General features: G+C 72.4%; 24 protein-coding genes and 1 pseudogene. 13 read left to right on the forward strand and 12 right to left on the reverse strand.

Features of this window, described 5'->3' with window-relative positions; genetic code table 11:
• Positions 1 to 39 precede the first annotated feature (39 nt).
• Together CV755_RS10765 and CV755_RS10770 are read right to left on the reverse strand one after the other, a co-directional pair.
• Positions 40 to 1,359, reverse strand: a complete 1,320-nt coding sequence (locus tag CV755_RS10765) for a sensor histidine kinase (protein WP_241561118.1) — start codon at positions 1,357 to 1,359, stop codon at positions 40 to 42.
• The gene (locus CV755_RS10770; protein WP_241561119.1) at positions 1,356 to 2,111 is read right to left on the reverse strand and encodes a hypothetical protein; all 756 of its coding nucleotides are present in this window, start codon (positions 2,109 to 2,111) and stop codon (positions 1,356 to 1,358) included. Before CV755_RS10770 ends, CV755_RS10765 begins: the two co-directional genes overlap by 4 nt.
• 238 nt (positions 2,112 to 2,349) lie before the next feature.
• On the opposite strand from CV755_RS10770, the gene CV755_RS10775 reads away from it, so the two are divergent.
• The gene (locus CV755_RS10775) at positions 2,350 to 2,835 is read left to right on the forward strand and encodes an RICIN domain-containing protein (RefSeq protein WP_161968662.1); all 486 of its coding nucleotides are present in this window, start codon (positions 2,350 to 2,352) and stop codon (positions 2,833 to 2,835) included.
• Positions 2,836 to 2,922: 87 nt separating this feature from the next.
• Positions 2,923 to 3,933: a hypothetical protein gene (locus CV755_RS10780; RefSeq protein ID WP_241561120.1), complete on the forward strand. Its 1,011-nt coding sequence runs from the start codon at positions 2,923 to 2,925 to the stop codon at positions 3,931 to 3,933.
• Positions 3,934 to 4,030: 97 nt separating this feature from the next.
• Here the strand turns inward: CV755_RS10780 and CV755_RS10785 are convergent, their stop codons facing one another.
• Positions 4,031 to 5,053: an NADPH:quinone oxidoreductase family protein gene (locus CV755_RS10785; protein WP_109280063.1), complete on the reverse strand. Its 1,023-nt coding sequence runs from the start codon at positions 5,051 to 5,053 to the stop codon at positions 4,031 to 4,033.
• 36 nt (positions 5,054 to 5,089) lie between these two features.
• Positions 5,090 to 5,467 (reverse strand): MerR family transcriptional regulator, encoded by a 378-nt coding sequence (locus tag CV755_RS10790; RefSeq protein WP_109279967.1) that lies wholly within the window; start codon positions 5,465 to 5,467, stop codon positions 5,090 to 5,092.
• 86 nt (positions 5,468 to 5,553) lie between these two features.
• Here CV755_RS10790 and rpmG point away from each other — a divergent pair, with 86 nt between their 5' ends.
• The 5 genes and pseudogenes from rpmG to ligD all read left to right on the forward strand — a co-directional run bounded on the left by rpmG (position 5,554) and on the right by ligD (position 8,310).
• Positions 5,554 to 5,718 carry a 50S ribosomal protein L33 gene (gene rpmG / locus CV755_RS10795; protein ID WP_109279968.1) on the forward strand — a complete coding sequence of 55 codons (165 nt, stop codon included), beginning with the start codon at positions 5,554 to 5,556 and terminating at the stop codon, positions 5,716 to 5,718.
• 5 nt (positions 5,719 to 5,723) lie between these two features.
• Entirely contained in the window at positions 5,724 to 6,881 is a 1,158-nt protein-coding gene (locus tag CV755_RS10800) for a CobW family GTP-binding protein (protein ID WP_109279969.1), read from the forward strand.
• Between the two features lie 66 nt (positions 6,882 to 6,947).
• Positions 6,948 to 7,004, forward strand: a pseudogene (locus CV755_RS37145) (30S ribosomal protein S18); the annotation flags it as partial.
• Positions 7,005 to 7,100: 96 nt separating this feature from the next.
• Positions 7,101 to 7,307, forward strand: a complete 207-nt coding sequence (locus CV755_RS10805) for a hypothetical protein (RefSeq protein WP_153068641.1) — start codon at positions 7,101 to 7,103, stop codon at positions 7,305 to 7,307.
• A gap of 31 nt (positions 7,308 to 7,338) precedes the next feature.
• Positions 7,339 to 8,310 (forward strand): non-homologous end-joining DNA ligase, encoded by a 972-nt coding sequence (gene ligD / locus CV755_RS10810; RefSeq protein ID WP_109279971.1) that lies wholly within the window; start codon positions 7,339 to 7,341, stop codon positions 8,308 to 8,310.
• Between the two features lie 118 nt (positions 8,311 to 8,428).
• Here the strand turns inward: ligD and CV755_RS10815 are convergent, their stop codons facing one another.
• Positions 8,429 to 8,890 carry a VOC family protein gene (locus CV755_RS10815; protein ID WP_109279972.1) on the reverse strand — a complete coding sequence of 154 codons (462 nt, stop codon included), beginning with the start codon at positions 8,888 to 8,890 and terminating at the stop codon, positions 8,429 to 8,431.
• Positions 8,891 to 9,063: 173 nt separating this feature from the next.
• On the opposite strand from CV755_RS10815, the gene CV755_RS10820 reads away from it, so the two are divergent.
• Positions 9,064 to 9,531 (forward strand): hypothetical protein, encoded by a 468-nt coding sequence (locus CV755_RS10820; protein ID WP_153068642.1) that lies wholly within the window; start codon positions 9,064 to 9,066, stop codon positions 9,529 to 9,531.
• 75 nt (positions 9,532 to 9,606) lie between these two features.
• Here CV755_RS10820 and nirD read toward each other — a convergent pair whose 3' ends face one another.
• Genes nirD through CV755_RS10840 form a run of 4 tightly spaced genes read right to left on the reverse strand, consistent with a single transcriptional unit; the run spans position 9,607 to position 17,109 of the window.
• Positions 9,607 to 11,280 (reverse strand): nitrite reductase small subunit NirD, encoded by a 1,674-nt coding sequence (gene nirD, locus CV755_RS10825; RefSeq protein WP_109279974.1) that lies wholly within the window; start codon positions 11,278 to 11,280, stop codon positions 9,607 to 9,609.
• On the reverse strand, positions 11,277 to 13,805 hold the full coding sequence (gene nirB, locus CV755_RS10830; protein WP_109279975.1) for a nitrite reductase large subunit NirB: 2,529 nt from the start codon (positions 13,803 to 13,805) through the stop codon (positions 11,277 to 11,279). Before nirB ends, nirD begins: the two co-directional genes overlap by 4 nt.
• On the reverse strand, positions 13,802 to 15,007 hold the full coding sequence (locus CV755_RS10835; RefSeq protein WP_109279976.1) for an NAD(P)/FAD-dependent oxidoreductase: 1,206 nt from the start codon (positions 15,005 to 15,007) through the stop codon (positions 13,802 to 13,804). Before CV755_RS10835 ends, nirB begins: the two co-directional genes overlap by 4 nt.
• Positions 15,004 to 17,109, reverse strand: a complete 2,106-nt coding sequence (locus CV755_RS10840) for a molybdopterin oxidoreductase family protein (protein ID WP_109279977.1) — start codon at positions 17,107 to 17,109, stop codon at positions 15,004 to 15,006. The genes CV755_RS10835 and CV755_RS10840 overlap by 4 nt, the downstream gene beginning before the upstream one ends.
• A gap of 191 nt (positions 17,110 to 17,300) precedes the next feature.
• Between CV755_RS10840 and CV755_RS10845 the strand changes: the two genes are divergently transcribed.
• The 3 genes from CV755_RS10845 to CV755_RS10855 are packed head-to-tail and all read left to right on the forward strand — an operon-like array spanning position 17,301 to position 19,403.
• A complete protein-coding gene (locus tag CV755_RS10845) occupies positions 17,301 to 18,425 on the forward strand; it encodes a uroporphyrinogen-III synthase (RefSeq protein ID WP_109279978.1) in 1,125 nt (374 codons plus the stop codon).
• A complete protein-coding gene (locus tag CV755_RS10850) occupies positions 18,422 to 19,165 on the forward strand; it encodes a sirohydrochlorin chelatase (RefSeq protein WP_206608412.1) in 744 nt (247 codons plus the stop codon). Before CV755_RS10845 ends, CV755_RS10850 begins: the two co-directional genes overlap by 4 nt.
• A gap of 52 nt (positions 19,166 to 19,217) precedes the next feature.
• Positions 19,218 to 19,403, forward strand: coding sequence for a hypothetical protein (locus CV755_RS10855; RefSeq protein WP_109279979.1), 186 nt, complete (start codon positions 19,218 to 19,220; stop codon positions 19,401 to 19,403).
• A gap of 131 nt (positions 19,404 to 19,534) precedes the next feature.
• On the opposite strand, the gene CV755_RS10860 is transcribed toward CV755_RS10855, so the two are convergent.
• The 3 genes from CV755_RS10860 to CV755_RS10870 form a co-directional block, all read right to left on the reverse strand.
• Complete coding sequence (locus tag CV755_RS10860) at positions 19,535 to 20,122, reverse strand: 50S ribosomal protein L25/general stress protein Ctc (protein WP_109279980.1); 588 nt, start codon at positions 20,120 to 20,122, stop codon at positions 19,535 to 19,537.
• 113 nt (positions 20,123 to 20,235) lie between these two features.
• A complete protein-coding gene (locus tag CV755_RS10865) occupies positions 20,236 to 21,060 on the reverse strand; it encodes a chitosanase (RefSeq protein ID WP_109279981.1) in 825 nt (274 codons plus the stop codon).
• Between the two features lie 89 nt (positions 21,061 to 21,149).
• Positions 21,150 to 22,127: a helix-turn-helix domain-containing protein gene (locus CV755_RS10870; RefSeq protein ID WP_241561121.1), complete on the reverse strand. Its 978-nt coding sequence runs from the start codon at positions 22,125 to 22,127 to the stop codon at positions 21,150 to 21,152.
• Positions 22,128 to 22,257: 130 nt separating this feature from the next.
• On the opposite strand from CV755_RS10870, the gene CV755_RS10875 reads away from it, so the two are divergent.
• Together CV755_RS10875 and CV755_RS10880 are read left to right on the forward strand one after the other, a co-directional pair.
• Positions 22,258 to 23,037, forward strand: coding sequence for a G1 family glutamic endopeptidase (locus tag CV755_RS10875; protein WP_109279983.1), 780 nt, complete (start codon positions 22,258 to 22,260; stop codon positions 23,035 to 23,037).
• Between the two features lie 102 nt (positions 23,038 to 23,139).
• Positions 23,140 to 23,529, forward strand: coding sequence for a hypothetical protein (locus tag CV755_RS10880; RefSeq protein WP_109279984.1), 390 nt, complete (start codon positions 23,140 to 23,142; stop codon positions 23,527 to 23,529).
• The last annotated feature ends 29 nt before the right edge of the window (positions 23,530 to 23,558 follow it).

A 23,558-nucleotide genomic window follows, 5' to 3' on the forward strand; every position in this document is an offset into this window, starting at 1 on the left:
CGCGCTCACTGCGCGTGGCACTCACCGGAATTCGTTGCGTCAGGGAAGGTCAGGACCCTCGGCCCGGTGGACGGGCGGCCGGGGCGGGAGGCGGAGTTCGGCCAGGGCGCCGCCGTCGGGGGCGTTGGTGAAGTGCAGGGTGGCGCCCAGGACTTGGGCCTGTCCGGTGGCAATGGTCAGGCCCAGGCCATGACCGGTCCGTCTGCCGCTCTCCGAGCCGCCCGACTGGCTGCGGAACCGTTGCGGGCCCTGGTCCAGGAGGTAGGCCGGGTAGCCCTCGCCATGGTCCCGTACGGTGATGACCTCGGCGTCCACGGTGACCACCACGGGCGGGCGGCCGTGCTTATGGGCGTTGGTGACCAGGTTGCCCAGTACGCGTTCGAGTCTGCGCCGGTCGGTTTCCACCTCGGCGTCCCGGACCACCCGTACTTCGGTGTCGGTGCCGGTGGCCCGTACCGCCCGCTCGGCCAGCGGTCCCAGCCGGTGGGTGCCGAGGTCGGCCCGTTCCACCTGGGCGTCCAGCCGGGAGATCTCCAGCAGGTCCTCGGTCAGCCGGACCAGGGTGCGGACCCGGTCGCGTACCAGCTCGGTGGGGCGGCCGGGCGGCAGCAGTTCGGCCGCGGCGTGCAGTCCGGCGAGGGGCGTGCGCAGCTCATGGGCCACATCGGCGGTGAAGCGCTGTTCGCTGTGGAGCCTGGCCTGCAGGGCGGCGGCCATCGCATCCAGGGCGGCCGCCACGGCGGCGGCCTCGTCCTGGGCGCCGCCGGGACGCCTGGCACGCGGGTCGTTGACCCGGGCGTCCAGGTCGCCGGTGCTGATCCGCCGTGCCACCCGGGCGGTGCGGTGCAGCCGGCGGGTGATCCGGGAGACCGAGGCCAGTCCAATCAGCAGGGTGACGCCGATCGCGGCACCGGCGGAGCCGATGATGGCCTCGTCCAACCCGCGCAGGCCGGCCGCCTGTTGGCTGTAGTCCAGCTGTACCGCCAGCACCCTGCCGCCGGTCACGGGCGTGGCGGCCCACATCACGGGATGCCCTTGATGGTCGCCGAGCTGGGTCCCGCGCTCATGCCGTCCGGCCGCCAACTCCCGCAGCGGCGCGGGCAGATCCGGCGGGTCCACCGCCGCGTCCGCGCCGAGGGGCTGCCCGGCCACATACGCGGTCACGGTGCGGTCCAGCTCCGCCAGGGCCGCGCCGCGCATCCGGTACTGCGTCTGCCGGTCCACCAGGACATGCACCAGCACACCGAGCACCACGGCCAGCAGGCAGCACATCACGGTGATGAACACCGCGGTCTTCCAATAGAGGGTCGCCGTCCAGGCGGGCAGGCGCCAGGGCGGGGACGGCCGGCGGGGGCTCACGGCATACGACCCGGGGAGGCGGCGGGCGACGGAGAGTGCCAGTCGTACTCGGTGGACTGCAGCACCATGACCTGCCCGTCCCATGCGTAGACGGAGCGGATCTCGTACCCGGGCGTCTCGGTGGGCTCGCGCATGATCAGTTTGTCGTCGGCCACCTCCACCGACTTGGGCGTCCCGGCGGCGTCCAGGATCCGGTGCACCACACCGTTCCTGACCGTGTAGACCCAGATGGCCAGGGTGTGTCCGGTGCCCTCGACGCCCGCGATCAGCTCGTCCTTCCCGTCACCGGTCAGGTCGTGGTACTCCGCGGCCCGCACCGGGCAGGGCTCGCGGGTGTCGTTACAGGCGCGGATCCGGTTCTCGGTGCCCTTGTCGAAGGCCGGTGCCCCGCGCCGGGCGTCCAGGTCGCGCTGGGCCCGGACGACGGAGAGCACGGGCACCTTGTGGATGTCCCCGGCCGGGACCCGGGGCAGCGCGGGCAGCGGCATGGGCGTGTTGTCCCCGCCCGGAGCCGGGGAGGGCGGCGGGGCGGGCGGGCGGTCCGGCCACAGCCGCACCGGGCCGGAGACGGCCGGGGTGCGCCCGGCGCTCTGTGGCGTTCCGGTATCGGCGCACCCGGCCAGCAGCACCGCCGTGCCCGCCGTCACCACCGCCAGAACCGCCGCCCGCAGCACGGCGGGGCGCGGGCGCGGGCCGTGGGCCGCGGGCAGGGCGCGGGACGGCGCGGGGCTGGGCGGTGCTGGGTGGGACATGTTCTCCGCGTCGCGTTACGGCGGTCAGACGGCCCGCCCACCGTAACCCATACCGCCACGAAACCGGTGCGGGGCTGCCGCCGGAGCGGGCCGGTGAGCCCGGCCTCAGCTCTTCGCTCCGGGACCCGTCACTCCGGATCGTCCCGGATGACCGGCCCGGCCCCGCCGCCGCTACCTTCCACCCGTCGGTGCACTCCTCCAACCGAAGACAGCGGAACGGAGCAGAACTATGCGCGGCATGCGAACGCTCCTGCTGGGCGGGGTCCTTGTCATCGTTTCCCTCGGCCCGGCGCCCGGCGCCCTGGCCCTGGGCCACGGTGCCGCCCCCGCGCCCAAGGCCACCGCGAGCCCGGCGGGTGCCCAGGACGCCGTCCAGACCTTCAGAAACCAGGCCACCGGCCGCTGTATGGACGATACGGACAACGGGTTCCGCACCTGGAGCTGCAATGGCAGCAACCCGCAGAAGTGGTCCGTCCACGTCTGGAACGACGGCACCCGCCAGCTGCGGAACGTCAACACCGGCCGCTGTATCGAGGACACCGACAACGGCTTCCGCACCGTGGGCAGTTGCAGCTCGGCTCCGGAGCAGAGCTGGTGGGTCAAGGTCTGGGACGACGGCACCGTCCGCTTCCAGAACCAGTCCACCCTGCGGTGCATCGACGACAGCTCCCAGGGTTTCCGCACCTGGGCCTGCAACGACAGCCAGTACCAGAGCTGGTCCTGAGGCCAGGCCGCAAAGCGCCCTGCTTCAACGGCTGTTCCGGAGCTGTTCCGGATCACCTTCACCACCCACACCAGACGAGGGGCAGCCATGAGACGTCCATTGCTCCGGCGTGCGATGGGGGCGCTCACGCTGACCCTGGCGGCCATCGCCACCACACTCTCCGCCGCACCGGCGGCGACCGCCTCGGACGAGGACGGGCCGATCGGGCGCGGCGAGGTGATGGACCGCGCCTGGTCATGGGTCGCCGAACAGGTGCCGTATGCCAATGTCGGCTGCTACCGCAACCAGTTCGGCTGCTACCGCCCGGACTGCTCGGGCTTTGTCTCGATGGCCTGGCATCTGAGCCAGTCCCTGGACACCCTGCACCTGTGGAACGTCACCGCCGACATTCCGGCGGACGATCTGCAGCCCGGGGACGCCCTGTTGCGGGACTCCGGCGGCTGGCACCATGTGGCGCTGTTCGTCCGGTGGGCGGACGACGCCCATACCCAGCCGGTGGTGCGCGAGGAGTACGACGACGGTCATGTGGCCGAGGAACGGGCCTGGGGCAATGGGCTCCGTGGCTTCTCCCCCCGCCGCTACAACCGGCTGGACGACCTGATGCCCTATGGCTCGATCGGGGCGAAGTACAACGGCATGGGCGGCCCGGGCGGTGTGCTGGGCCCGCCGGTCAGGGGCGAGCGCGACTCCATGATGGGCGGCCGCTTCCAGCAGTTCCAAAGCGGGATCATCATCTGGCACCCGGATGCGGCCTTCGCGGTCCATGGCGACATCCTCGGCGAGTTCTGGGCCACGGACGCGGAACGGGCCTGGGGCTTTCCGACCATGGACGAGGCCGACGCGGCCCTGGCACCCGACGGGACGCGGGGCCGGTACCAGTTCTTCGAACGGGGGCTGATCCTATGGTCGAAGCCGACGGGTGCGCATATGGTGCACGGCGAGATCTACCAGGCGTTCCACAATGCCGGGCATGAGCATGCGGTGGGCTATCCCCTGACGGACGAGGTGGACGAGGCGGGCGGCGGCAGGGCCCAGAGGTTCCAGAAGGTCACCATTCACTGGAACCCGTCCAGGGGGACCTGGACCACCCCCAACTGAGGGCCCGCCCTCCGAAGTGGGCCCGGTTTCCGCACTCTTGGCCGTGTGAAAGGTGCGGAAACCCGGCCCGCCATGCCGGAGCTCACAGGGGGGCGGCTCAGCGCCATGGGTCGAGGGCGTGCTTGCCATGGGTGCGGCCCGACTGGAGTTCCCCGAGCACGGCCGGGCCTTCGGCCAGGGGGTGGACCTGGGGAGTGCCGGGCGGGTAAACGCCGCTGGTGATCAGGGTGTTGAGCTCGGCGAGCAAGGACTGGTAGAGGTCCGGGGCCGCGGTCGCCAGTGCGCCGATGTGCAGGCCCTTGACCTGGACCTGGTGGGTGAAGACCAGGTCGTGGGTGGTCAGGGCGGCGTCGCCGGAAGCGGCGCCGAAGACGACGATGCGTCCGGTGAAGGGTTTGGTGACCGCCAGGCTGACCTGGAAGGTGGCTTGGCCCACGGATTCCAGGACCAGGTCAACGCCGCCGGTCAGGCGCTTGATCTCCTCGGAAAGACCGGGCCGGGCGCTGTCCAGGACCACATCGGCGCCCAGCGCTTTGACGGTTCCGTGCTTGGCCGGGGAGGCCGTGGCGATCACCCGCGCGCCATAGTGACGCGCGAGGCGGACGGCGGCCTGCCCCACGCCGCCGGCCGCGGCATGGATGAGCACCGCTTCACCGGCCCGTATCCCGCCCAGTGGCCTCAATGCCGCCAGTGCGGTTGCCCAGTTGAGGACCAGGCCGAGGGCTTCCGCGTCCTGCCAGCCGGCGGGGACGGGCAGCACTCCAGCCGCCGGCATCGTCATGTACTGCGCGAAGGCGCCCGGGCCCGCTCCCACGACATGGGTGCCGACCGCGAGCGGATTTGCGACCTCCGGGCCGACGGCCACGATCTCACCGGCCGCTTCAAAGCCCGCAATATAGGGCGCCGTTGGTCCTCCTCCATAGGTGCCGAGGGTCTGCATCACATCGGCGAAGTTGACTCCCGCGGCGCCGACCCGGATCAGGTATTCGCCGGGTCCCGGGACGGGGCGGCGGTGACCGGTCGTCAGGGTCAGGTCGCGGGGCCCGTGGTGGGAGTGCTGGACCAGGGCTCGCATGGTGTTCTCGGTGCGGTGGCTGTGGTGCTGCTCGTTGATCTCCATGTCCGGCACCGTATGAGCTTCACGCCGGTGTCAAGGTCAAGCGGTGGCCGGTGACTTTGGGGGCCGGGCCTCCAGCAGGAAGGCGTCGAGGGCCGAGCGCTGGGCGCTGAGCTCGGCGATACGGGCGGCCAGCCGGTCGCGGTAGTCACGCACCTCGTGCAGGAACTCCGCGCATACCGTGCCCGGTTCGCCGTCCGGGGCGTCGGTGAGGTGGGGCAGGACCTCCCTGATCAGCCGCACCGGGAGCCCGGATTCCAGCAGTGAGCGGATGACCAGGACCCGGTCGATGGTCGAGGTGCAGTAGTCGCGGTACCCATTGCCGGAACGGCCGGGGACTATCAGGCCCTCGTCCTCGTAGTAGCGCAGGGATCTGGCACTGACGCCGCTGGCCTTGGACGCTTCGCTGATCTTCATACCCGGGGGCAACGTCCGGGCCCGCCACGGTGTTCCGGCCGACGACGAGATGAAAATGAAAACCAATTGCGTGTACGGTGTGCTCCATGGCCCGTAACGAACTGCGCCCCATCATCAAGCTCAGGTCCACCGCCGGAACCGGCTACACCTATGTGACCCGCAAGAACCGCCGCAATGACCCGGAGCGGCTGACGCTGCGTAAGTACGACCCGGTGGCCGGACGCCATGTCGAGTTCCGAGAGGAGCGCTGACCGCGATGAGGCGACTCCCCGTGGCGCTGATCGGCGGTCTGTGCGCCGACGCGCGGCGGGCGGCGGTGCGGGAGGTCCTGCGGACCGTGCCCGGCACCATCGTCCTGCACCACGACCTGTCCGGCGCCGCCCATGGCTTGGCGCACCGCACCGTCCGCGACCGGCTGGGCACCCTGGACAGCGGCGACACCCCGCTGGTCAACGACTGCGCCTGCTGCGCCCTGCGCGCGGACCTGGTGCCCGAACTGCTGCGGCTGGCCTCGGCCGGAACCCACCGGCTGGCCGTGGTGGAACTCTGGGACTCGGTGGAACCCCAGATCATGGCCTCGGTGATCGCCGCCGAGCAGCAGGCGCTGCGCCTGACCGGGGTGGCCACCGCCGTGGACCCCGCCCTGGTGCCGGCCTGTCTGTCCAATGGCGACGACCTCACCGAGGCCGGCCTGGCCGCGGCCCCCACCGACCGGCGCACCGTGGCCGATACCTTCGCCCGGCAGATCGAATACCCCACAGTCGTGGCCCTGGCCGGGGGCGAGACCGAGGCGGACGGGGCCGCCCTCGCCCTGCTCCGCCAGCTCACCCCGGCGGCACGGCTGTCGCGGGTCGGCGAGGGATCCCTGGGCCCGGCCCTGCTGGCCGGGTTCGACCCGGCCGCGGCGGCCGCCCGGCAGCACCCCTCCTGCGCGCTGCTGCCGCAGAACGCCGATGAACACGGGGTGACCACCCTGGCCTGGCGCGCGGACCGGCCCTTCCATCCACAGCGGCTGCGCTCGGCCCTGGAGGACCTGGCTCGTGCGGCCGCCCGCAGCCGGGGCCGGTTCTGGCTCGCCGACCGGCCCGACACCCTGCTGTCCTGGGAGGCGGCGGGCGGCGCGCTCTGTGTGGAGCCCGCCGGGCCCTGGCTGGCCGCGCTGCCGGACGCCGCCTGGGACCTGGTCCCGCCGGAACGCCGGCTGGCCGCCTCCCTGGACTGGCACCCCCGCCATGGCGACCGCTGCCAGCGCCTTGTCTTCACCTCCCCCGGCCTGGACCGCCAGGGGCTGGCCGAGCTGCTGGGCTCCTGTCTGCTCACCGACGCCGAGTACGCGGCCGGCCGCACCGCCTGGGAGCAACTACCGCACAGCTTCGATGAGTTCCTCGACCGCGTTTCCCGAAACCCGTCCTGAGACCCGTCCTCAGACCCGCCCTCAGACCCGCCCTCAGCCCCGTCCCCGGCGGCGGGCCGCCGGGTCGCGGGCGTCACTCGTCAGCAGGAACAGCGGATCTCACGGGCCATTAAGAACGCCCGTGCGATGGCCCTGCCGCCTTACGCCACTCGCCGAGGGAGATGCCCCTTTCGCACGCCCCGGAGTGCGCGTGCGGGCCGCAGCCCGGAGCCTGGCCATATGGACAAACAGCAACCGCCGGTCGTCGTGCACCCGCTGGTGGACGGAAAACGGCTGGTGAAGATCCATGACCAGTCGGTGGGCAAGGCCCGCGGTCTGGACGATCTGGTGGAGTTCCTGCGCCGCGCTGGGCTGGAGGATGTGGATGTTGACAACCCATCGATCATCGAATGGCGGGGCGGCGGCAGCGGGGTGTGGCCGGCATGAGACACCGGGATTCCCGCTGACCGCCGGCGCCATGTCCTTCTCCCCCGTGCGCCTGCCCGGCGCCCTACCGGATCTCCGGCCCATGCTGGCCACCCCCGGCCCGCTGCCGGTGGACACCGAGGCCGACTGGGGCTTCGAGGTCAAATGGGACGGCGCCCGGTGCATCCTCAACGCACCGGGCGACGGCACTCTGCGGATCCTCAACCGGGGCGGCCACGAGGTGACCGGAACCTATCCCGAACTGGGGGCGCTGGGCGAGCAGTTGCGCGGCAGACCGGCCGTCCTCGACGGTGAGGTGGTGGTCCTGGACGAAGGCGGACGGCCGGACTTCGGCCTGCTCCAGCAGCGGGTGGGTATCTTCAACCCGCGCCGCACCGCCCATCTGGCGATGAAGTACCCCGCCCATCTGATGCTCTTCGATGTGATGTTCCTGGACGGTGAGTCGCTGCTGACCGTTCCCTACCGGGAGCGCCGGGCCGTGCTGTCCGGGCTGGACCTCAACGGCCGGAACTGGTCCACCCCGGCACATCTGGAAGGGCACGCCCGGCAGGCCTGGGATGCCACCCTGCGCCATGGCTTCGAGGGCGTGGTCTGCAAGGAGCTGTCCTCCCTCTATATCCCCGGCGTGGTCTCGCCCCGCTGGCGGAAGGTCAAGCACCTGCTCACCCTGGAAGTGCTCATCGGTGGGTGGACGGAGGGCCGGGGCGCGCTCGCCGGTCTGCCCGGCGCGATCCTGGCGGGCATCCCGGAGGCCAACGGCCTGCGGTACGTCGGAGCGGTGGGCACCGGGTTCTCCGACGAGGAACGCCGCCTGCTGGGCAGCTATCTGGCCGCTCTGCCCCGGGCCGACTCCCCCTTCGCCTCCCCGGTGGGCGCCTCGGACGCGCACTGGGTGGAACCCCGGCTGGTCGCCGAGATCAGCTACACCGGCTGGACCACCGGCCGCCAGATGCGCAACGCGGTCTGGAACCGGCTCCGCCCCGACCTCACCCTCCCCGGCTGACCGGCCCCCCGCGCCCGGCACCATGGCGCGGGCGGGCTACCCCCGCCCCCGGTCGCGCGGGTGCTCGGCCGGCGGGCGTACGCCGGCCAGGTGCCGTCCGCGGCCTGGTGCGGGCTCCCTAGCGGTCGGGGAGCGGACGCGGTTGCGGCACCGGGTCCTCGCCGAACACCCATGGCGCCAGCACCACCAGCCAGCCGTCCGGGTCCTCGAACAGGGCGGCGCCATGCTCGGGCCAGTAAGGATTGGCCGCCTTCACCTGCCGGTGGCCCCGCTGCTCCAGCCGCCGCACCACCACATCGCGCGCCTGAGCGCCCCTGAGATAGAGCACCAGTTGGTTCTCCGGGTGTGGTTCGGGAACGGTGGGCGGCTGCCCATGCTGGGTGATCTCCATTTGCACCGGGGTGCCCGGCAGTCCGAACACCACCCCGTCATAGCCGGCGTGGCCCCGCCAGGCGGCGAGCACGGGCAGACCCAGGTCGTCCCGGTAGAAGGCGAGAATCTCCTCGTAGTTGGCGGTCGGCCGGGCGAACCGCACGGCTCCCACGGCGAGATGCTCCGGCCAGTTGTCGGTATCGGTCATGCGCTCACGCTCTCATCCCCGCACCGATCTTGTTCATCGGCCCGGAGCGGGATCGTCATCCGTCTTTGGACCTACCCCGGCACCCTCTTGCCGCGGCCCGCTGCCGGGCTACGGTGGGGGCGGTACGGTGCTGAGCGAGGCACAGGTGGTGTCTGTGGTACCGGGAGGTCGGCGTGACGACGATGGTGCGCATGTCCGAGCTGCTGGTGGCGGTCGAGCGCGGGCAGTTTGCCCTGTGTGACGAGAACGCCCCCTTCAGTGACCGGACTTGGGCGCTTCCGGCGCTTGCGGGGCGGCAGCTCGCGGTCAATGACAGCGGGCTGACGGTGGCCAGCACCGTCGCCATGCATGACGCCGGTCTGCGGCTGGAGTTGTGGGACGGGCCACCGCCGCCGGAGCCGGCGGGCACGCCCCTGGGCGAGTGCGTGCTGGACGTACCCTCCGGTGCCGTGACGGCCTGGGCGGTGCCGCACGGCCCGGCGGGCGAGCCGATGGAACTGCTCGAACCGGGACCGTATGGCGTCCGCCTCTACCGGCACGGCGGCGGCCCGGCGGCCCGCGCCCGGCAGGAGGCCTCGGATCCGCCGCTGTTCACGGGGCTGGAACGGTATGTCGTCCAGCTGTGGCGGGTGGCGGGCTGAGCATCTGCCCCATCGGGCCGCCTTCTGGGCAGGCCGGCCCCGAGTACGCCTTGTCCGTCCGTACCGGCCGGCGCCCTACACCGGGCGACGGCCGTACACCCGCACCGTGAGCAGCGCGCAGACCAGATAGAGGGCGAGGAAGGCCGCATAGGCGCCAGTGCCGTCGCCGGTGTCCAGGAAGGACTGGCGAAAGGCGAGGTTGATCAGGACGCCGCCGAGGGCGCCCACCGCGCCCGCCAGGCCGATCAGAGAGTTGGTGCGGCGGCGTTCCGCGGCCTCGGTGGTGTGCGGGTCGGCGCCCGCGCGGACGGCGGCCAGGGTCCGGGCGCGCTGTACGGCGGGGATCATGCGGTAGGTGGAGCCGTTGCCGATGCCGCTGAGGACGAACAGGGCGAGGAATCCGGTGAAGTAGAGCGGCAGCCAGCGCAGTTGGGCGGCAGCCAGGATCAGGCCGGTGGCAGCCGCCATGGCGGCGAAGGCGCGGGCCGTCACCCGGGCTCCGCCGACGCGGTCCGCCCAGGCGCCGCCCAGCGGCCGGGCCAGTGAGCCCAGCAGCGGGCCGAGGAAGCTCAGGCAGGCCACCTTGACGGGGGTGTCGAAGTGGTCGTGGAACTGCACCTGGAGGACCTGGCCGAAGGCGAAGGAGAAGCCGATGAACGAGCCGAAGGTGCCCAGGTAGAGCAGGCACAGCAGCCAGGTGTGCCCCTCGCCGGTCACTTCCCGCAGATGCGGGCGTTCGCCGCGGGTGGGCAGGTTGTCCATGTACCGGGCCGCCAGCGCGGTGGCGAGCGCGATCAGCGGGAGGTAACACAGCGGCAGCAGCCTGGGGTGGCCGGCGCCCGCGGTGGCCAGCACCAGCAGACCGGCCAGCTGGACGGCGGGTACGCCCAGGTTGCCGCCGCCGGCGTTGATGCCCAGTACCCGGCCCTTGAGGTGCTGGGGGTAGAAGAGGTTGATATTGGCCATGGAGGAGGCGAAGTTGCCGCCGCCGACTCCGGCCACGGATGCGGTGAGCAGCAGGGTGGTGTAGGAGACGCCGGGCCGCAGCACAATGGCCATCAGGAGGGTGGGCAGCAGCAGGAGGGCTCCGCTGATGACCGTCCAGTTCCGTCCGCCGAAGCGGGCGACGGCCCGGGTGTAGGGCAGGCGCAGCAGGGCGCCCAGGGCGGTGGGTACGGCGGTGAGGGTGAACTTCCCGGCGGGGTCGATGCCGTACTCGGGGCCGAGGAAGAGCACCAGCACCGACCACATGCTCCACACCGAGAAGCCGATGTGCTCGGTGAGGACGGACAGCCACAGGTTGCGCCGGGCGGTGCGGGCGCCGGTGGCGGCCCAGAACTCCGGGTCCTCGGGCCGCCATTCGGGCAGGGTACGGGCCCGGTGCGGCGGGGCGGCCCGGCGGACGCGTACCGGCCAGGTGCGCAGGGCCGCGGCGGTCCCGTCATCCGGGTCCTCGTCCAGGCAGGTGCCGGTGCGCAGGTCGTAGGTCTGTTTGTACATGGGGGAGGTGACCACGGGGGTGCCCTCGCGGCTGCCGGTGATGCCCCGGGAGATCACACAGGCGCCGCTGACCGGGTCCTGGTTGGCCAGGGCGTAGAGCGCTCCGTTGCGGTCGCGGAAGAGGGCGATCTGTTCTCCGGCGACCAGGGCGGCCACGCCCCGGCCGGGGGTGAGGTCGCCGTAGCGGCAGACGGGGGTCCATGAGGTGCCGTGGCCGATCTCGACCAGGGCGTCGGGGGTGGTGTTCATCGGGCACCTGCCGGGATGGCGGGGCGGATCTGGCCGCGTTCGGGGAGGAAGCGCACCGAGGGGTCCGGTGTTCCGGGGGCGTTGACAAAGGAGACAAAGCGCCGCAGGCGTTCTGGATCGTCCAGGGTGGCGGCCCATTCGTCCTGGTATCCGGCGATATGGCGGGCGAGTTGGGCGTCGAGTTCCCCGGCGATGCCCAGCGAGTCGTCGATGATCACGGCGCGGAGGTGGTCCAGGCCGCCCTCCAGGCGTTCCAGCCAGGGGGCGGTGCGTTCCAGCCGGTCGGCGGTGCGGATGTAGAACATCAGGAAGCGGTCGATGGTGCGGATCAGGGTGGACCGGTCGGCGTCGGTCAGCAGCAGGTCGGCGTGGCGGGGGGTGGTGCCGCCATTGCCGCCGACATAGAGGTTCCAGCCCTTGGCGGTGGCGATGACTCCGAAGTCCTTGCTCTGGGCCTCGGCGCATTCCCGGGCGCAGCCGGAGACCGCCGCCTTGATCTTGTGGGGGGCGCGCAGTCCCCGGTAGCGCAGTTCCAGTTCGATGGCCAGGGCGGTGGAGTCCTGGACGCCATAGCGGCACCAGGTCTGTCCCACACAGGACTTCACGGTGCGCAGGGATTTGCCGTAGGCGTGTCCGGACTCGAATCCGGCGTCCACCAGGCGGCGCCAGATGGCGGGCAGCTGGTCCACGGTGGCGCCGAAGAGGTCGATCCGCTGGCCGCCGGTGATCTTTGTATAGAGGCCGAAGTCGCGGGCGATGGCGCCGATGGTGATCAGGCCGTCGGGGGTGATCTCGCCGCCCGGGATGCGTGGGACCACCGAATAGGAGCCATTGCGCTGGAGGTTGGCCAGGAAGTGGTCGTTGGTGTCCTGGAGGGCGGCCTGTTCGCCGTCCAGGATGTAAGGGCTGTCGCCGAGCCCGGCCAGGATGGAGGCGACCACGGGCTTGCACACCGCGCAGCCCTCCCCGGTGCCGTGTTCGGCGATGAGCCTGCTGAAGGTGGTGATGCTCTTCACCCGGATGATCTCGTAGAGTTCGGCCCTGCTGAGGGCGAAGTGTTCGCAGAGTCCCCGGGGTTCCTGGGCACCGGATTCGCGGACGATGGTGTCGATGAGCTTTTCACAGCTTCCGCAGCCGGTACCGGCCTTGGTGCACTTCTTCACCGCCGCGACGGTGGCGCAGCCGCCCTCGGTGACGGCGGTGCGGATGACGGACTTGCTGACGTTGTGGCAGGAGCAGACCACCGCGTCGTCGGGCAGCGCACCGGCCCCGGCAGGGGCGTCCGGGGCGGGCAGCAGCAGGGTTTCGGCGGGTACGGGCAGTGGTTTGCCGTTGCCGGCGAGCGGGCGCAGGGTGGCGTAGGCGCTGGTGTCGCCGACCAGGACGCCGCCGAGCAGGGCCCCTTGGGCGTCCACGGTCAGTTTCTGGTGGATGCCGGCCCTGCTGTTGGTGTAGGTGACCTCCAGGGCGCCTTCGGTGGTGCCATGGGCGTCGCCGAAGCTGGCCACCTCCACGCCCAGCAGCTTGAGCTGGGCGGCCGCGTCAAAGCCAGTGAACTCTCCGTCTTCGCCCGCCAGTTGGCGGGCCACCGCCTCGGCCATGGCATAGGCCGGGGCGACCAGGCCGTGCACCCGGCCGTCGGCGGTGCGGGCGCATTCGCCGATCGCCCAGATATGGGGGTCCTCGGTGCGGCAGGCGGTGTCCACGATGATGCCGCCGCGTTCGCCGACGGGCAGGCCGCAGTCCCGGGCCAGTTGGTCCTGGGGCCGGACGCCCGCCGAGAAGACCACCAGGTCGGTGGGGAAGCCGGTGCCGTCGGAGAGGGTCATGGCGCGCACCGTGCCGTCCGGGCCGGTGTCGATCCGCTCGGCGGCGGCGCCGGTGTGCACGATGACGCCCCGCTCCTCGATCTTGCGGCGCAGCAGGGCGCCCCCGGCCTCGTCCACCTGGAGGGCCATCAGACGGGGGGCGTACTCCACCACATGGGTGGTCAGTCCCATCGCCTGGAGCGCTCCGGCGGCCTCCAGGCCGAGCAGTCCGCCGCCCACCACGGCGCCGGTGGTGGCCCCTTGGGCGCGGGAGCGGATGGCGGCGACATCCTCGATGGTGCGGTAGACATGGCAGCCCTCGGCGTCATGTCCGGGCACCGGCGGGACAAAGGGGTAGGAGCCGGTGGCCAGTACCAGGGCCGCATAGGGAAGTTGTGCCCCGGAGGCGGTGGTGACGGTCCTGGCGTCGCGGTCGATGGCCGAGGCGGCCTCGCCCAGGCGCAGTTCGATGCCGTGTTCCTCGAGGAAGCCGGGCGGGCAGAGGGAGAGTTCGCCGGCCTCGGTGCCATTGAACAGCGAGGTGAGGTGGACCCGGTCATAGGCGGGGCGGGGTTCGGCGGCCAGTACGGTCACCTGCCAGCGGCGGGCCGCCTCGGGCCGCTGGTGAAGGGCTTCCAGCAGGCGCTGACCGGCCATGCCATGACCGATCAGGACCAGGCGGGGCCGCCGGCGCGGGTCGGTGTTCGGTGTGGTCATGCGCTGGCTCCTTGGGGCATGAGCAGGTGCAAGGGGTCGGCGGACAGGGGTTCTTGACGGCGCCAGAGGTGGATGAGGTCGGCGGCGGCGGTGACATCGCCGAGGAGTACGCCGCCGCGCAGGCGGTCGGCGCCGAGGACGAGTCGTTTGCAGGTGCCCCGGGTGGGGTCGGCGAAGTGCAGGACGTCATGGTCGGCCGCCGGGTCGGCGGCGGGGTCGCCGAAGGCGGCGAGGTGGAGGTCCGCCGTAGTCAGCCGGAGCACTCCGGGGGCACCGGTGCAGCCGGCCGGCGGGCCGGTGCCGGACAGCCGGGCCGCGAGGGCGTCGGCCTGTTCCCAGGCGGGCATGGCCAGTCCGTGCACCGTGCCCCGGTGTTCGGCGCAGTCGCCGATGGCATGGACATTGGGGGCGGAGGTGGCCAGCCGGTCGTCCACCACGATGCCATGCCGCACCGCCAGCCCGGCCGCGCGGGCCAGGCCGGTACGGGGGCGTACTCCGCAGGCCAGCACCACCAGATCGGTCTCCAGCCGCTGTCCGTCGGCCAGTTGGACGGCGGTGACGCGGCCGGTGCCGTGCAGGGCGGCGGGGCGGGCGCCGAGACGGGTGAGCACGCCCAGGCCCCGGAGGTGATGGTGCAGCACCCGTGCCGAGTCGGGGTCGAGGTGCCGTTCCATCAACCAGTCGGCGCCGTGCACCAGTTGGGTGTGGGTGCCCTTGGCGGCCAGGGCCTGGGCGAGGCTGACGCCCAGGACGCCGCCGCCGATGACCACGGCGCGGGTGGCCCGGGCGGCGTCCTCGGCCAGGCGGCGGCAGTCGGCGAGGGTGCGCAGGGTGTGCACTCCGGCGGCGGGCGGGGTCCCGTCCAGCGGTGGCCGGACCGGTGCGGCGCCGGTGGCCAGGACCAGGGTGTCGTAGCGCTCCGTCGAGCCGTCGGCCAGCCGCAGGGTGCCCGCGCCGGGGTCGAGCGCGATGACCTCGGTGCCGGTGCGCAGCTGGGCGTCCCCGTAGGGGAGGCCGATGGCCTCGGCGTCATGGTCTCCGGTGAGGACCCCGGTGAGCAGGGTGCGGTTGTAGGGGGCCTGTGCTTCCGCCCCGTAGAGGGTCACCCGCATGGCGCCCGCCGGGGTGCGTGCCAGCAGTTGCTGGGCGAAGCGGGCGGCGGCCATCCCGGCGCCCACCACGGCCACCCGTCGCGTGCTCATGGCCGCACCGCCTCGGTGGTCTTCTCCAGCCGTACCGCGCAGACCTTGAACTCCGGCATCTTGGACTGGGGGTCAAGGGCGGGGTTGGTCAGCGAGTTGGCCCGGCCGGGCCCGGCCCAGTGGAAGGGCATAAAGACGGTGTCGGAGCGGATGCCCGGGGTGATCCTGGCGGGGGCCACGGCCCGGCCGCGCCGGCTGACCACCGCCAGCACCTCCCCTTCTTCTACCTCGAGTTGGCGGGCCAGCCGGGGGTGGAGTTCGACGAAGGGTCCGGGGGCGGCGGTGTTGAGCTCGGCCACCCGCCGGGTCTGGGCGCCGCTCTGGTACTGGGCGGTGACCCGGCCGGTGGTCAGATGCAGCGGATAGTCGGCGTCGGTGGGCTCGGCGGGCGGCCGGTGGCTGACCCCGGCGAAGCGGGCCCGGCCGTCGGGGGTGGCGAAGCGGTCCAGGAACAGCCGGGGGGTGCCGGGGTGGGCGGCGTCGGGGCAGGGCCAGAAGACGCCCTGCTCGGCGCGGATCCGGTCGTAGTCGATCCCTGCATAGTCGGCCGGGCCGCCCGCCGAGGCACGTCCCAGCTCCTCGAAGACCTCGGCCGGTTCTTCGGAGAAGCCCCGCCGGACGCCCAGCCGGGCGGCCAGTTCCCTGAGGATGTACAGATCGGTGCGCACGCCCTCGGGCGGGGCCAGGGCCGCCTCACGGAGGATCACCCTGCCCTCCAGATTGGTCAGGGTGCCGGTCTCCTCGGCCCACTGGGCGCAGGGCAGCACCACATCGGCCAGCGCGGCGGTCTCGGAGAGCACCACATCGCTGACGGCCAGGAAGTCCAGCGCGCCCAGGCGCTCGGTGATATGGGCGGCGCGGGGTGCGGAGACCACCGGGTTGGAGCCCATCACCAGCAGGGCGCGTATGCCGTCGGCGGTGCCGGCGCCGTCGAGCATCTCATAGGCGGACAGGCCCGGTCCGGGCAGGGAGCGGGGGTCCACTCCCCATACTTCCGCCACCCGGGCGCGGGCCCGGGGGTCGGTGAGCGAGCGGTAGCCGGGCAACTGGTCGGCCTTCTGGCCGTGTTCACGGCCGCCCTGGCCATTGCCCTGGCCGGTGAGACAGCCATAGCCGCTGCCCGGCCGTCCGGCCTTGCCGGTGGCCAGGCAGAGGTTGATCCAGGCGCGGACGGTGTCGGTGCCCTTGCTGTGCTGTTCGCTGCCGCGGGCGGTGAGCACCATTCCGGCGGGGGCGGCGGCGAAGGCCCGGGCGGCCTGCCGCAGTTGGGGCACCGGCACTCCGGTGATCTCCTCCACCCGCTCCGGCCAGTGCGCCATGGCCGCGGCCCGGGCCTGCTGGAAGCCGGTGGTGCGGGTGTCGATGAACTCCCGGTCCACCAGCCCTTCGGCGATCACGATATGCAACAGGCCCAGGGCGAGCGCCAGATCGGTGCCCGGCACCGGGCGCAGATGCAGATCGGCCTGGTCGGCGGTGCGGGTGCGGCGCGGGTCCACCACGATCAGCCGGCCGCCGTTCTCCCGCATACGGGTGAAGTAGCGCAGCGCGGGCGGCATGGTCTCGGCCGGATTGCCGCCGGCCAGGATCACACAGCCGGTGGTGGCGATGTCCGCCAGCGGGAAGGGCAGTCCCCGGTCGAGGCCGAAGGCGGCCCGGTGGGCGGTGGCCGCCGCCGACATACAGAACCGCCCGTTGTAGTCGATATTGGGGGTGCGCAGCACGGCGCGGGCGAACTTGCCCAGCAGATAGGCCTTTTCATTGGTCAGTCCCCCGCCGCCGAACACTCCATTGGCGGCCGGGCCGTGGCGGGCGGCGGTCTCCCGCAGGCCGTCCGCCACCCGGTCCAGGGCCCGTTCCCAGGAGGTCTCCACCAGCTCCCCGCCGCGCCTCGGGCGGATCAGCGGCGCGGTCAGCCGGGCGGAGCGGGCCAGTACGGCGGCGGCCGTGCGGCCCTTTCCGCACAGTGCCCCCTCGTTGACTGGGAACGAGGGGCGGGCGCCGACCTCCACCGGGGGCGCGCCGGGGACGGCATCGGCCACCGGGTGCAGCCGCATACCGCACTGCAGTGCGCAGTACGGACAGTGAGTGTCGGTCGCGTTCATGGCCCTCAGTCTGGGTGCCCCCGGTTTCGCCGTCGGGTCGGCTCCGTTGCGGCCACGGCACGAAACCCTCTCCGGCCGGGGATGGCGGGGTGATGTCCCGGTTACTGATCCGTAACAAGCTCTGGCCGTCACTGACCTGGCGCTGACATGGGCGCAACGCCCCGGCAACACGGCCGGGAGAGCCTGCCGTTATGCACGATTCCCCCCACCAGGCCCGGTCGCTGACCGGGTTCACCGTCGCGGTGACCGCGGACCGCCGCCGCGAGGAGATGACGGCCCTGCTGGAACGGCGGGGCGCCGAGGTGCTCCAGGCCCCGGCCCTGCGGATGCTGCCGCTGGGCGATGACACCGCGCTGCGCCGGGCCACCGAGAGCTGTCTGGCCGCACCCCTGGACTATGTGATCGCCACCACGGGGGTGGGCTGGCGCGGCTGGATGAGCGCCGCCGAGGGCTGGGGGGCGGCGGAGGCACTGCTGGCCGTCTGCCGCTCGGCCACCGTGGTCAGCCGGGGCCCCAAGGCCACCGGCGCGGTACGGGCCAGCGGCCTGGCGGAGTCCTTCTCCCCCGCCACCGAGGCCACCGCCGAACTGCTCTCCTGGCTGCTCACCCGGGACCTGCGCGGCCGCCGGGTGGCGGTGCAGGAACACGGGGCGCCGCTGGAGGGGCTGGTGGCCGCGCTACGCGAGCGCGGCGCCCAGGTGGTGGAGGTGCCGGTCTACCGGTGGGCGCCGCCGGAGGACCCGCAGGCGCTGGAGCGCCTGGTCCGGGCGACGGTCCGCCGCGAGGTGCACGCCCTCACCTTCACCAGCGCCCCGGCCGCGGTGGCCGTCCTGGAGGCCGCCGCCGCCATCGGCTGCCGGGAGCGGCTGCTGCGGGCGGCCCGTGCCGAGGTGCCGGTCTGCTGTGTCGGCCCGCTGTGCGCCCAGCCCTGGCGGGAGGCCGGAGTGGCGGTGCACTGTCCCGAGCGGGGCCGGCTGGGCTCTCTGGTCCGCGCCGTGGAGCAGGTGCTCTCCCGGCATGGCCGCCATGAACTGCTGCCCGTTCCGGGCGAGTTGGTGCTCCAGGGCCATGCCCTGCTGCGCCGGGGCGGTCCGGTGGCGCTGTCCCCGCAGCAGGCCGGGGTGCTGCGGGCGCTGGCCGAGCGGCCCGGCCGGGTGCTCAGCCGGGCCGAACTGCTGCGCAGTGCCTGGCCGGAGGGCGGGGCCGACGGGCATGCGGTGGAGGTGTCCATTGCCCGGCTGCGCAAGGCGCTGGGCCCGCAGGCCGGGCTGATCCGTACGGTGCCCAAGCGCGGCTACTGTCTGGCGGGCCGGTGAGCGCCGGGGAGCCGCCGGTGCTGCTGGCGGCTGTGCATGGCACTCGCGATCCGGCGGGCATGGCGCAACTGCACCGGCTGCTGGGCCTGGTACGCCGACAGCGGCCCCAACTCACGGTGACCCACGGCTGTTTGGGCCCGGCCGCGCCCACGCTGGCGGAGGCGCTGGCCCGGGCATCCGGTCCGGTGGTCGTGGTGCCGGTGCTGCTCGGGCCGGGCTATCACCTGCGGGTGGACATTCCCGGGGTGCTCCGCCGCGCCGGGCGCCCCCATGTCCGTACCGCCCGCGCGCTGGGGCCGGACCCGCTGCTGGCCGAGGCCCTGGCCGGCCGGCTGCACCAGGCGGGCCTGCGCTCCCCGGACCCGGCGACGGGCGTGGTGCTGGCCGCGGCCGGCTCCACCGACCCGGCGGCCGCCCCGGCCACCCGCCGGCTGGCCCGGCTGCTCGGCGCCCGTCTGGGCACCCCGGTGAGCACCGCCTTCCTCGGCGGCCCCGCGCCCCGACCCGCCGAGGCGGTCAGCCGGCTGCGCCGGGCAGGCCGGGAACGGGTGGCGCTCGCGCCCTGTCTGCTGGCCCCCGGCGACTTCGCCCGCCGCGCCGCCGGCTGCGGTGCCGATATCACCGGCGCGCCGCTGGGCGCTCATCCGGCCGTGGCCCGGCTGATCCTGCGCCGCTATGACGAGGCCCTCGCCTGCCCGGAATCCGGCCGTGGACCCCTCCCTGAATTGATCATTCGATGACAACTTCGTGAATTCGCTCGCCGGGCGCCGTCCCGCTTCGTAGCCTTGGCTCATGCCCGCCATCCCCACCGCCCAACAGCCATGCCCTGAGGAGATCAACCGCCGTATCCGGGACTTCCTCACCGCGCGCCGGGGGCGGGCCCTGACCCTCACCGAGCGCAGGGTGTACGAGCGGCTGCGCTCCGACTGGCTGGCCGCCCGGCGGCTGCCCTGGCGCCGCGGGCGGGCCGAACGATGAGCAACGGCGAGCGGCCGAAGGGGAGTTGACAGGGCCGCCGTACGCGGCCGTGTTCCACAGCGCGAAGCGTGGAACACCCGCGAACGGCGGCCGTATCAAGGGGGCCAAGCGCCAGGGCCCGGAAGCGGGGGCTAGGAAACCGCCGCCTGCTCGCCCTCGCTCTCCAGGGCGGGCGCCTCCGCCTGGGCCGGGACGACCTGCAGCAGCGCCGTGTCCGCGTCCATCGCCAGGGTGACACCCGAGGGCAGCGGCACATCCTTGGCCCGCACCGTGTGCCCGGCGTCCAGGCCCTCCACCGAGATGGTCACCGACTCGGGGATATGGGTGGCCTCGGCCTCCACCTGCAGGGCGTCCTGCAGGTGCTCCAGGATGTTGCCGCCGGGGGCCAGCGCGCCCTCGGTGTGGACCGGCAGGTCCACGGTGACCCGCTCACCCTTGCGCACGGCCAGGAAGTCGGTGTGGATCAGGAAGCCCTTCAGCGGGTCACGCTGCACCGCCTTGGGGATGACCAGCTCCCGCTTGCCCTCGATGTCCAGGTTGATCAGGACGTTGGGGGTCTTCAGGGCCATCATCAGCGCATGGCCGTCCACCGTCACATGCTTGGGCTCGGCGCCATGACTGTAGATCACGCCCGGGACCCGGTTCTCCCGGCGGGTACGGCGCGCGGCGCCCTTGCCGAAATCGGTCCGCACGGTGGCGGCCAGCTTAACCTCAGCCATTCCTGCTCTCCTCAGTACTGCTCGTGGGGCACGATTGGACGGCCGTCAGCCTAACCACTGACTCCGTTTGGGTACCAATGCCCAGCGAAGCCGGGAGGTATTGATCATGTGTGCTACCGGACCACGGGCCAGGCCTTGATCTCGTACCAGTCGCCATAGGTCTGCCATCGCAGCGGCGGCCGGAGGTCGAAGTTGCCCTGCTCCAGGAAGACCCGCTGCTCGGTGTCCACCCTGCTGGTCTCCCCGTGCACCGTCTCGTTCTTGATGGCGGTCCGGCGGGCGTCCAGGAAGGCGCTGAGGTAGGCGCGTTCATCACCGCACCGGTTGGAGCACTTGGCCTTCTTCATGGCGGTGGCGCGGATGGCGCGCAGCCCATTGCGGTCATTGCCGTTGCCGTGCATCACCACGGCGTCGAAGTAGATGAACTGGCCCAGCGGACGCAGCCCGTCCGCCTTGGCCATCCGCACCGCCGGGTCGAAGTAGACCCGGTCGCGCTCCTCTTCCTGGGCGGCCTGGAACTCCCGGTCCTTTGCCGCCTGTTTCCAGGCGCGGACGAAGGGCTCGCCCAGCCCCTCATGGGAGGCGGTGCCATTGACCTTGCGCAGGGCGGGCAGGAAGGGGGCCAGGGGGTTGACGGGCTTGCGGCGGGTGTAACGGTCCACCACCTCCAGCATGTCCCCGGTGCCGGAGCAGAAGCCGATGATGCCTCCGGTGTAGCCCTGGCCGTCCCCGATGTCCTTGATGAACTGGTACTGGCTGCGCCAGTCCAGGGTGGAGTTCTCGGCGCTGGCCACCAGTTCCATGGCCACTTCCTTCAGCCGTGGTTCGTCCAGGCCGGCCGGCGGCGGCTGTGCGGCGGCGGGCGAGGGGTGGTACGCGGCGAGGGTGATGACGGCGAAGGCGACGGCGGTGTGTCTCAGCGCCCGGCGGATGTCCATGGGTCACTCCGGTCTTCCCTGTGCACCCCCCAAGGTCTGGGCCGCCGTCATAACACGAAAAAAGCCTTGATTTAGGGACAACACACGGTTCAGAGCAGTCCGGCGCGGGCGGCCTGGATGCCCGCCTGGAAGCGGGTACGGGCGCCCAGCGAGTCCATCAGCTCCCGCACCCGGCGCTGCACGGTGCGGGGCGAGACCCCCAGTTGGCGGGCGATGCTGTCATCGGTGAAGCCGGCGCAGAGCAGGGTGAGCAGTTCGGTGTGCCGGCTGCCGGGGGTGCACTCCGCGGCCCGGGGGCCGGGGATCCGTACGGCCCGGTTCCAGTACGCCTCGAAGGTGCCGGCCAGCGCGTCCAGCAGCGAGGAGGCCCGTACCAGCATGGCGCCATGCAGTTCGGAGCCGGTGCACAGCGGCAGCATGGCCCAGCTGTCGTCCACCACGGCCAGTTTGCAGGGGAGTTCGGGCAGCACCCGGGCCTGTTCCCCGGCACCGGTGAACTCGCGGATCTCCGCCAGCCGTCCGGGGGCGCTGACCGATCCGGCCTCATAGACCACCCGGACGCGGACCCCGCGGTCCAGCAGTCCCAGCTCCAACCCGGGGTCGGCGCGCACCAGATGGGGCGGCTTGTCGAAGAGCAGCACCCGGTGCCGGGCACCGGCCAGCATCCGCCGCCAGTGCCCGGCGATGACCGCCGGGCCGGTGACCACCTCCACCAGTTCGGCGGCGGCCGGCCGCCGGGCGGTGCGGTGCGTACGCATCAACTCGCCGATCCGGCCCCGCAGTCGGCACAGCTCGGCCTCCCGGCGCAGCAGCAGTGCCTGGACCGCCAGATCGGGGGCGATGGCCGCCCAGCGCGCGGGCGGCTCCGCCAGCCGGTGGAGCAGTCCCCGGCCGGTGAGGGAACGCAGCAGTTCCCCGGCGCGCTCGGCGGGCAGGGCCAGTTCGGCGGCCACGGCGGCGACGGTGCTCTCCGGGGCGGCCAACACGCTCAGATAGGCGGCCTCCTCGGCCTCCGGGACGCCGAGGGCTTCCAGGAGCCCGGTGGGGCGGGGGTCACGGGGAGCCACCTCGCCATCATGACATGTTCCCGCCATATCGGGTTCCGGCCGTGCGCGGCCCATTGAGGGCCCTTGGCGGCGGGCCGACCATGAGCCCCGGTCGATCGGCCACCACCCCCCACACCAAGGAGCGTGCCCCATGGGCATATCCGGCCGCCTTCCGCGGCACATCGGCAGATCCCTTGTCAGACCCATCGGCGGCTCCAGAACCGCCCGCGCCACCGCCACCGCGCTCCTGCTGGCCGGGGCGCTGGCGCCGATAGGCGCCGGCACCGCGAGCGCGCACACCTTCGGCCCGCACTCGGCCGGCATCAAGGACAGCAACTGGGGCGGCTATGTGGCCCAGGGTTCCTTCTCCAAGGTCACCGGCTCCTGGGTCGAACCCCATGCCACCTGCAATTCGAGCAATGACCTCTTCGCCCCGTGGGTGGGGCTGGACGGCTATGGCTCACAGACCGTGGAGCAGACCGGTGTGCAGACCGACTGCTCCAGCGGCAGCCCGGTGCTCTCCGCCTGGTACGAGATGTATCCGGCCGCGCCGGTGTACTGGAACGACCCGGTCTCGGAGGGCGATCACTTCACCGCCTCCGTGGTCTCCCAGGGCAATGGCGCCTACACCCTGACCCTCACCGATGACACCCAGGGCTGGACGGAGACCACCGAGCAGTCCCTCGACGGCCGGAACGCCAGCGTCGAGGCGGTCATCGAGTCCCCGACCCAGAGCTATCCCTCCTTCGACCGGCTGGACTTCTCCAATGTCACGGTGGACGGGCAGCCCCTGGACGCGGTCGGCCCGCAGCCGCTGACCAGCGGCGGCTACTCCCCAGGAGCGCTGCAGGGCGGTTCCTTCACCATGACGCCGGGCGGCCCGCAGCCCCACACACCGCACAACGCCAGGCCGCCAAGGGTCCGTTCCTGACCGGCGGACGACGTTAGCCGGGCGGATGGCCGGGGTAGGGAGCGCGAGGTTGATCTTGACCGTGCTCCCCCGAGGGGCACCCCACCACCAAAGGAGTCATCCGTGTTACCTCGCGCCATCCGCCTCGGTCTGGCCGCCGTCACGGCCCTCGGCCTCTCGGCCGCCGTCGCTCCGGCCGCCTCCGCGGCACCGTCCGCCGACTGCCGGAAGGGCGACTTCTGCCTGTTCAGCGGCGCCCATCAGACCGGGGAGGTGCTCTACCGGCTGCCGGTGAGGGTGACCCGGACCGGTTTCACCTTCCCGGACGTGGACGCCCTCCAGCCGCCCGTCACTCCGCGCTCGGCACACAACCCGCTGCCGGACTCCTTCGGCTGTGTGGTCCGGCTCAATGACAAGCCGCACTTCGCCGGTTCCGAGCAGGAGATCGACGGCTTCGGCGACCGGGAGCTGACCGGCGCCCCGGTGGGTTCGATCACGGTGGACTGCGGCTGAGCGCGGGGCGGTTGCGGCGGGACGTCACC

It is taken from the genome of Streptomyces orinoci (assembly GCF_003121295.1).
GTDB lineage: Bacteria > Actinomycetota > Actinomycetes > Streptomycetales > Streptomycetaceae > Streptomyces > Streptomyces orinoci.

Bases quoted from the DNA above. Each gene is read 5' to 3' on its own strand.
- CV755_RS10770 (WP_241561119.1), bottom strand. From the start codon at position 2,111: ATGTCCCACCCAGCACCGCCCAGCCCCGCGCCGTCCCGCGCCCTGCCC.
- CV755_RS10775 (WP_161968662.1), top strand. From the start codon at position 2,350: ATGCGAACGCTCCTGCTGGGCGGGGTCCTTGTCATCGTTTCCCTCGGC.
- CV755_RS10780 (WP_241561120.1), top strand. From the start codon at position 2,923: ATGAGACGTCCATTGCTCCGGCGTGCGATGGGGGCGCTCACGCTGACC.
- CV755_RS10785 (WP_109280063.1), bottom strand. From the start codon at position 5,053: ATGGAGATCAACGAGCAGCACCACAGCCACCGCACCGAGAACACCATG.
- CV755_RS10790 (WP_109279967.1), bottom strand. From the start codon at position 5,467: ATGAAGATCAGCGAAGCGTCCAAGGCCAGCGGCGTCAGTGCCAGATCC.
- rpmG (WP_109279968.1), top strand. From the start codon at position 5,554: ATGGCCCGTAACGAACTGCGCCCCATCATCAAGCTCAGGTCCACCGCC.
- CV755_RS10800 (WP_109279969.1), top strand. From the start codon at position 5,724: ATGAGGCGACTCCCCGTGGCGCTGATCGGCGGTCTGTGCGCCGACGCG.
- CV755_RS10805 (WP_153068641.1), top strand. From the start codon at position 7,101: ATGGACAAACAGCAACCGCCGGTCGTCGTGCACCCGCTGGTGGACGGA.
- ligD (WP_109279971.1), top strand. From the start codon at position 7,339: ATGTCCTTCTCCCCCGTGCGCCTGCCCGGCGCCCTACCGGATCTCCGG.
- CV755_RS10815 (WP_109279972.1), bottom strand. From the start codon at position 8,890: ATGACCGATACCGACAACTGGCCGGAGCATCTCGCCGTGGGAGCCGTG.
- nirD (WP_109279974.1), bottom strand. From the start codon at position 11,280: ATGAACACCACCCCCGACGCCCTGGTCGAGATCGGCCACGGCACCTCA.
- nirB (WP_109279975.1), bottom strand. From the start codon at position 13,805: ATGACCACACCGAACACCGACCCGCGCCGGCGGCCCCGCCTGGTCCTG.
- CV755_RS10835 (WP_109279976.1), bottom strand. From the start codon at position 15,007: ATGAGCACGCGACGGGTGGCCGTGGTGGGCGCCGGGATGGCCGCCGCC.
- CV755_RS10840 (WP_109279977.1), bottom strand. From the start codon at position 17,109: ATGAACGCGACCGACACTCACTGTCCGTACTGCGCACTGCAGTGCGGT.
- CV755_RS10845 (WP_109279978.1), top strand. From the start codon at position 17,301: ATGCACGATTCCCCCCACCAGGCCCGGTCGCTGACCGGGTTCACCGTC.
- CV755_RS10855 (WP_109279979.1), top strand. From the start codon at position 19,218: ATGCCCGCCATCCCCACCGCCCAACAGCCATGCCCTGAGGAGATCAAC.
- CV755_RS10860 (WP_109279980.1), bottom strand. From the start codon at position 20,122: ATGGCTGAGGTTAAGCTGGCCGCCACCGTGCGGACCGATTTCGGCAAG.
- CV755_RS10865 (WP_109279981.1), bottom strand. From the start codon at position 21,060: ATGGACATCCGCCGGGCGCTGAGACACACCGCCGTCGCCTTCGCCGTC.
- CV755_RS10875 (WP_109279983.1), top strand. From the start codon at position 22,258: ATGGGCATATCCGGCCGCCTTCCGCGGCACATCGGCAGATCCCTTGTC.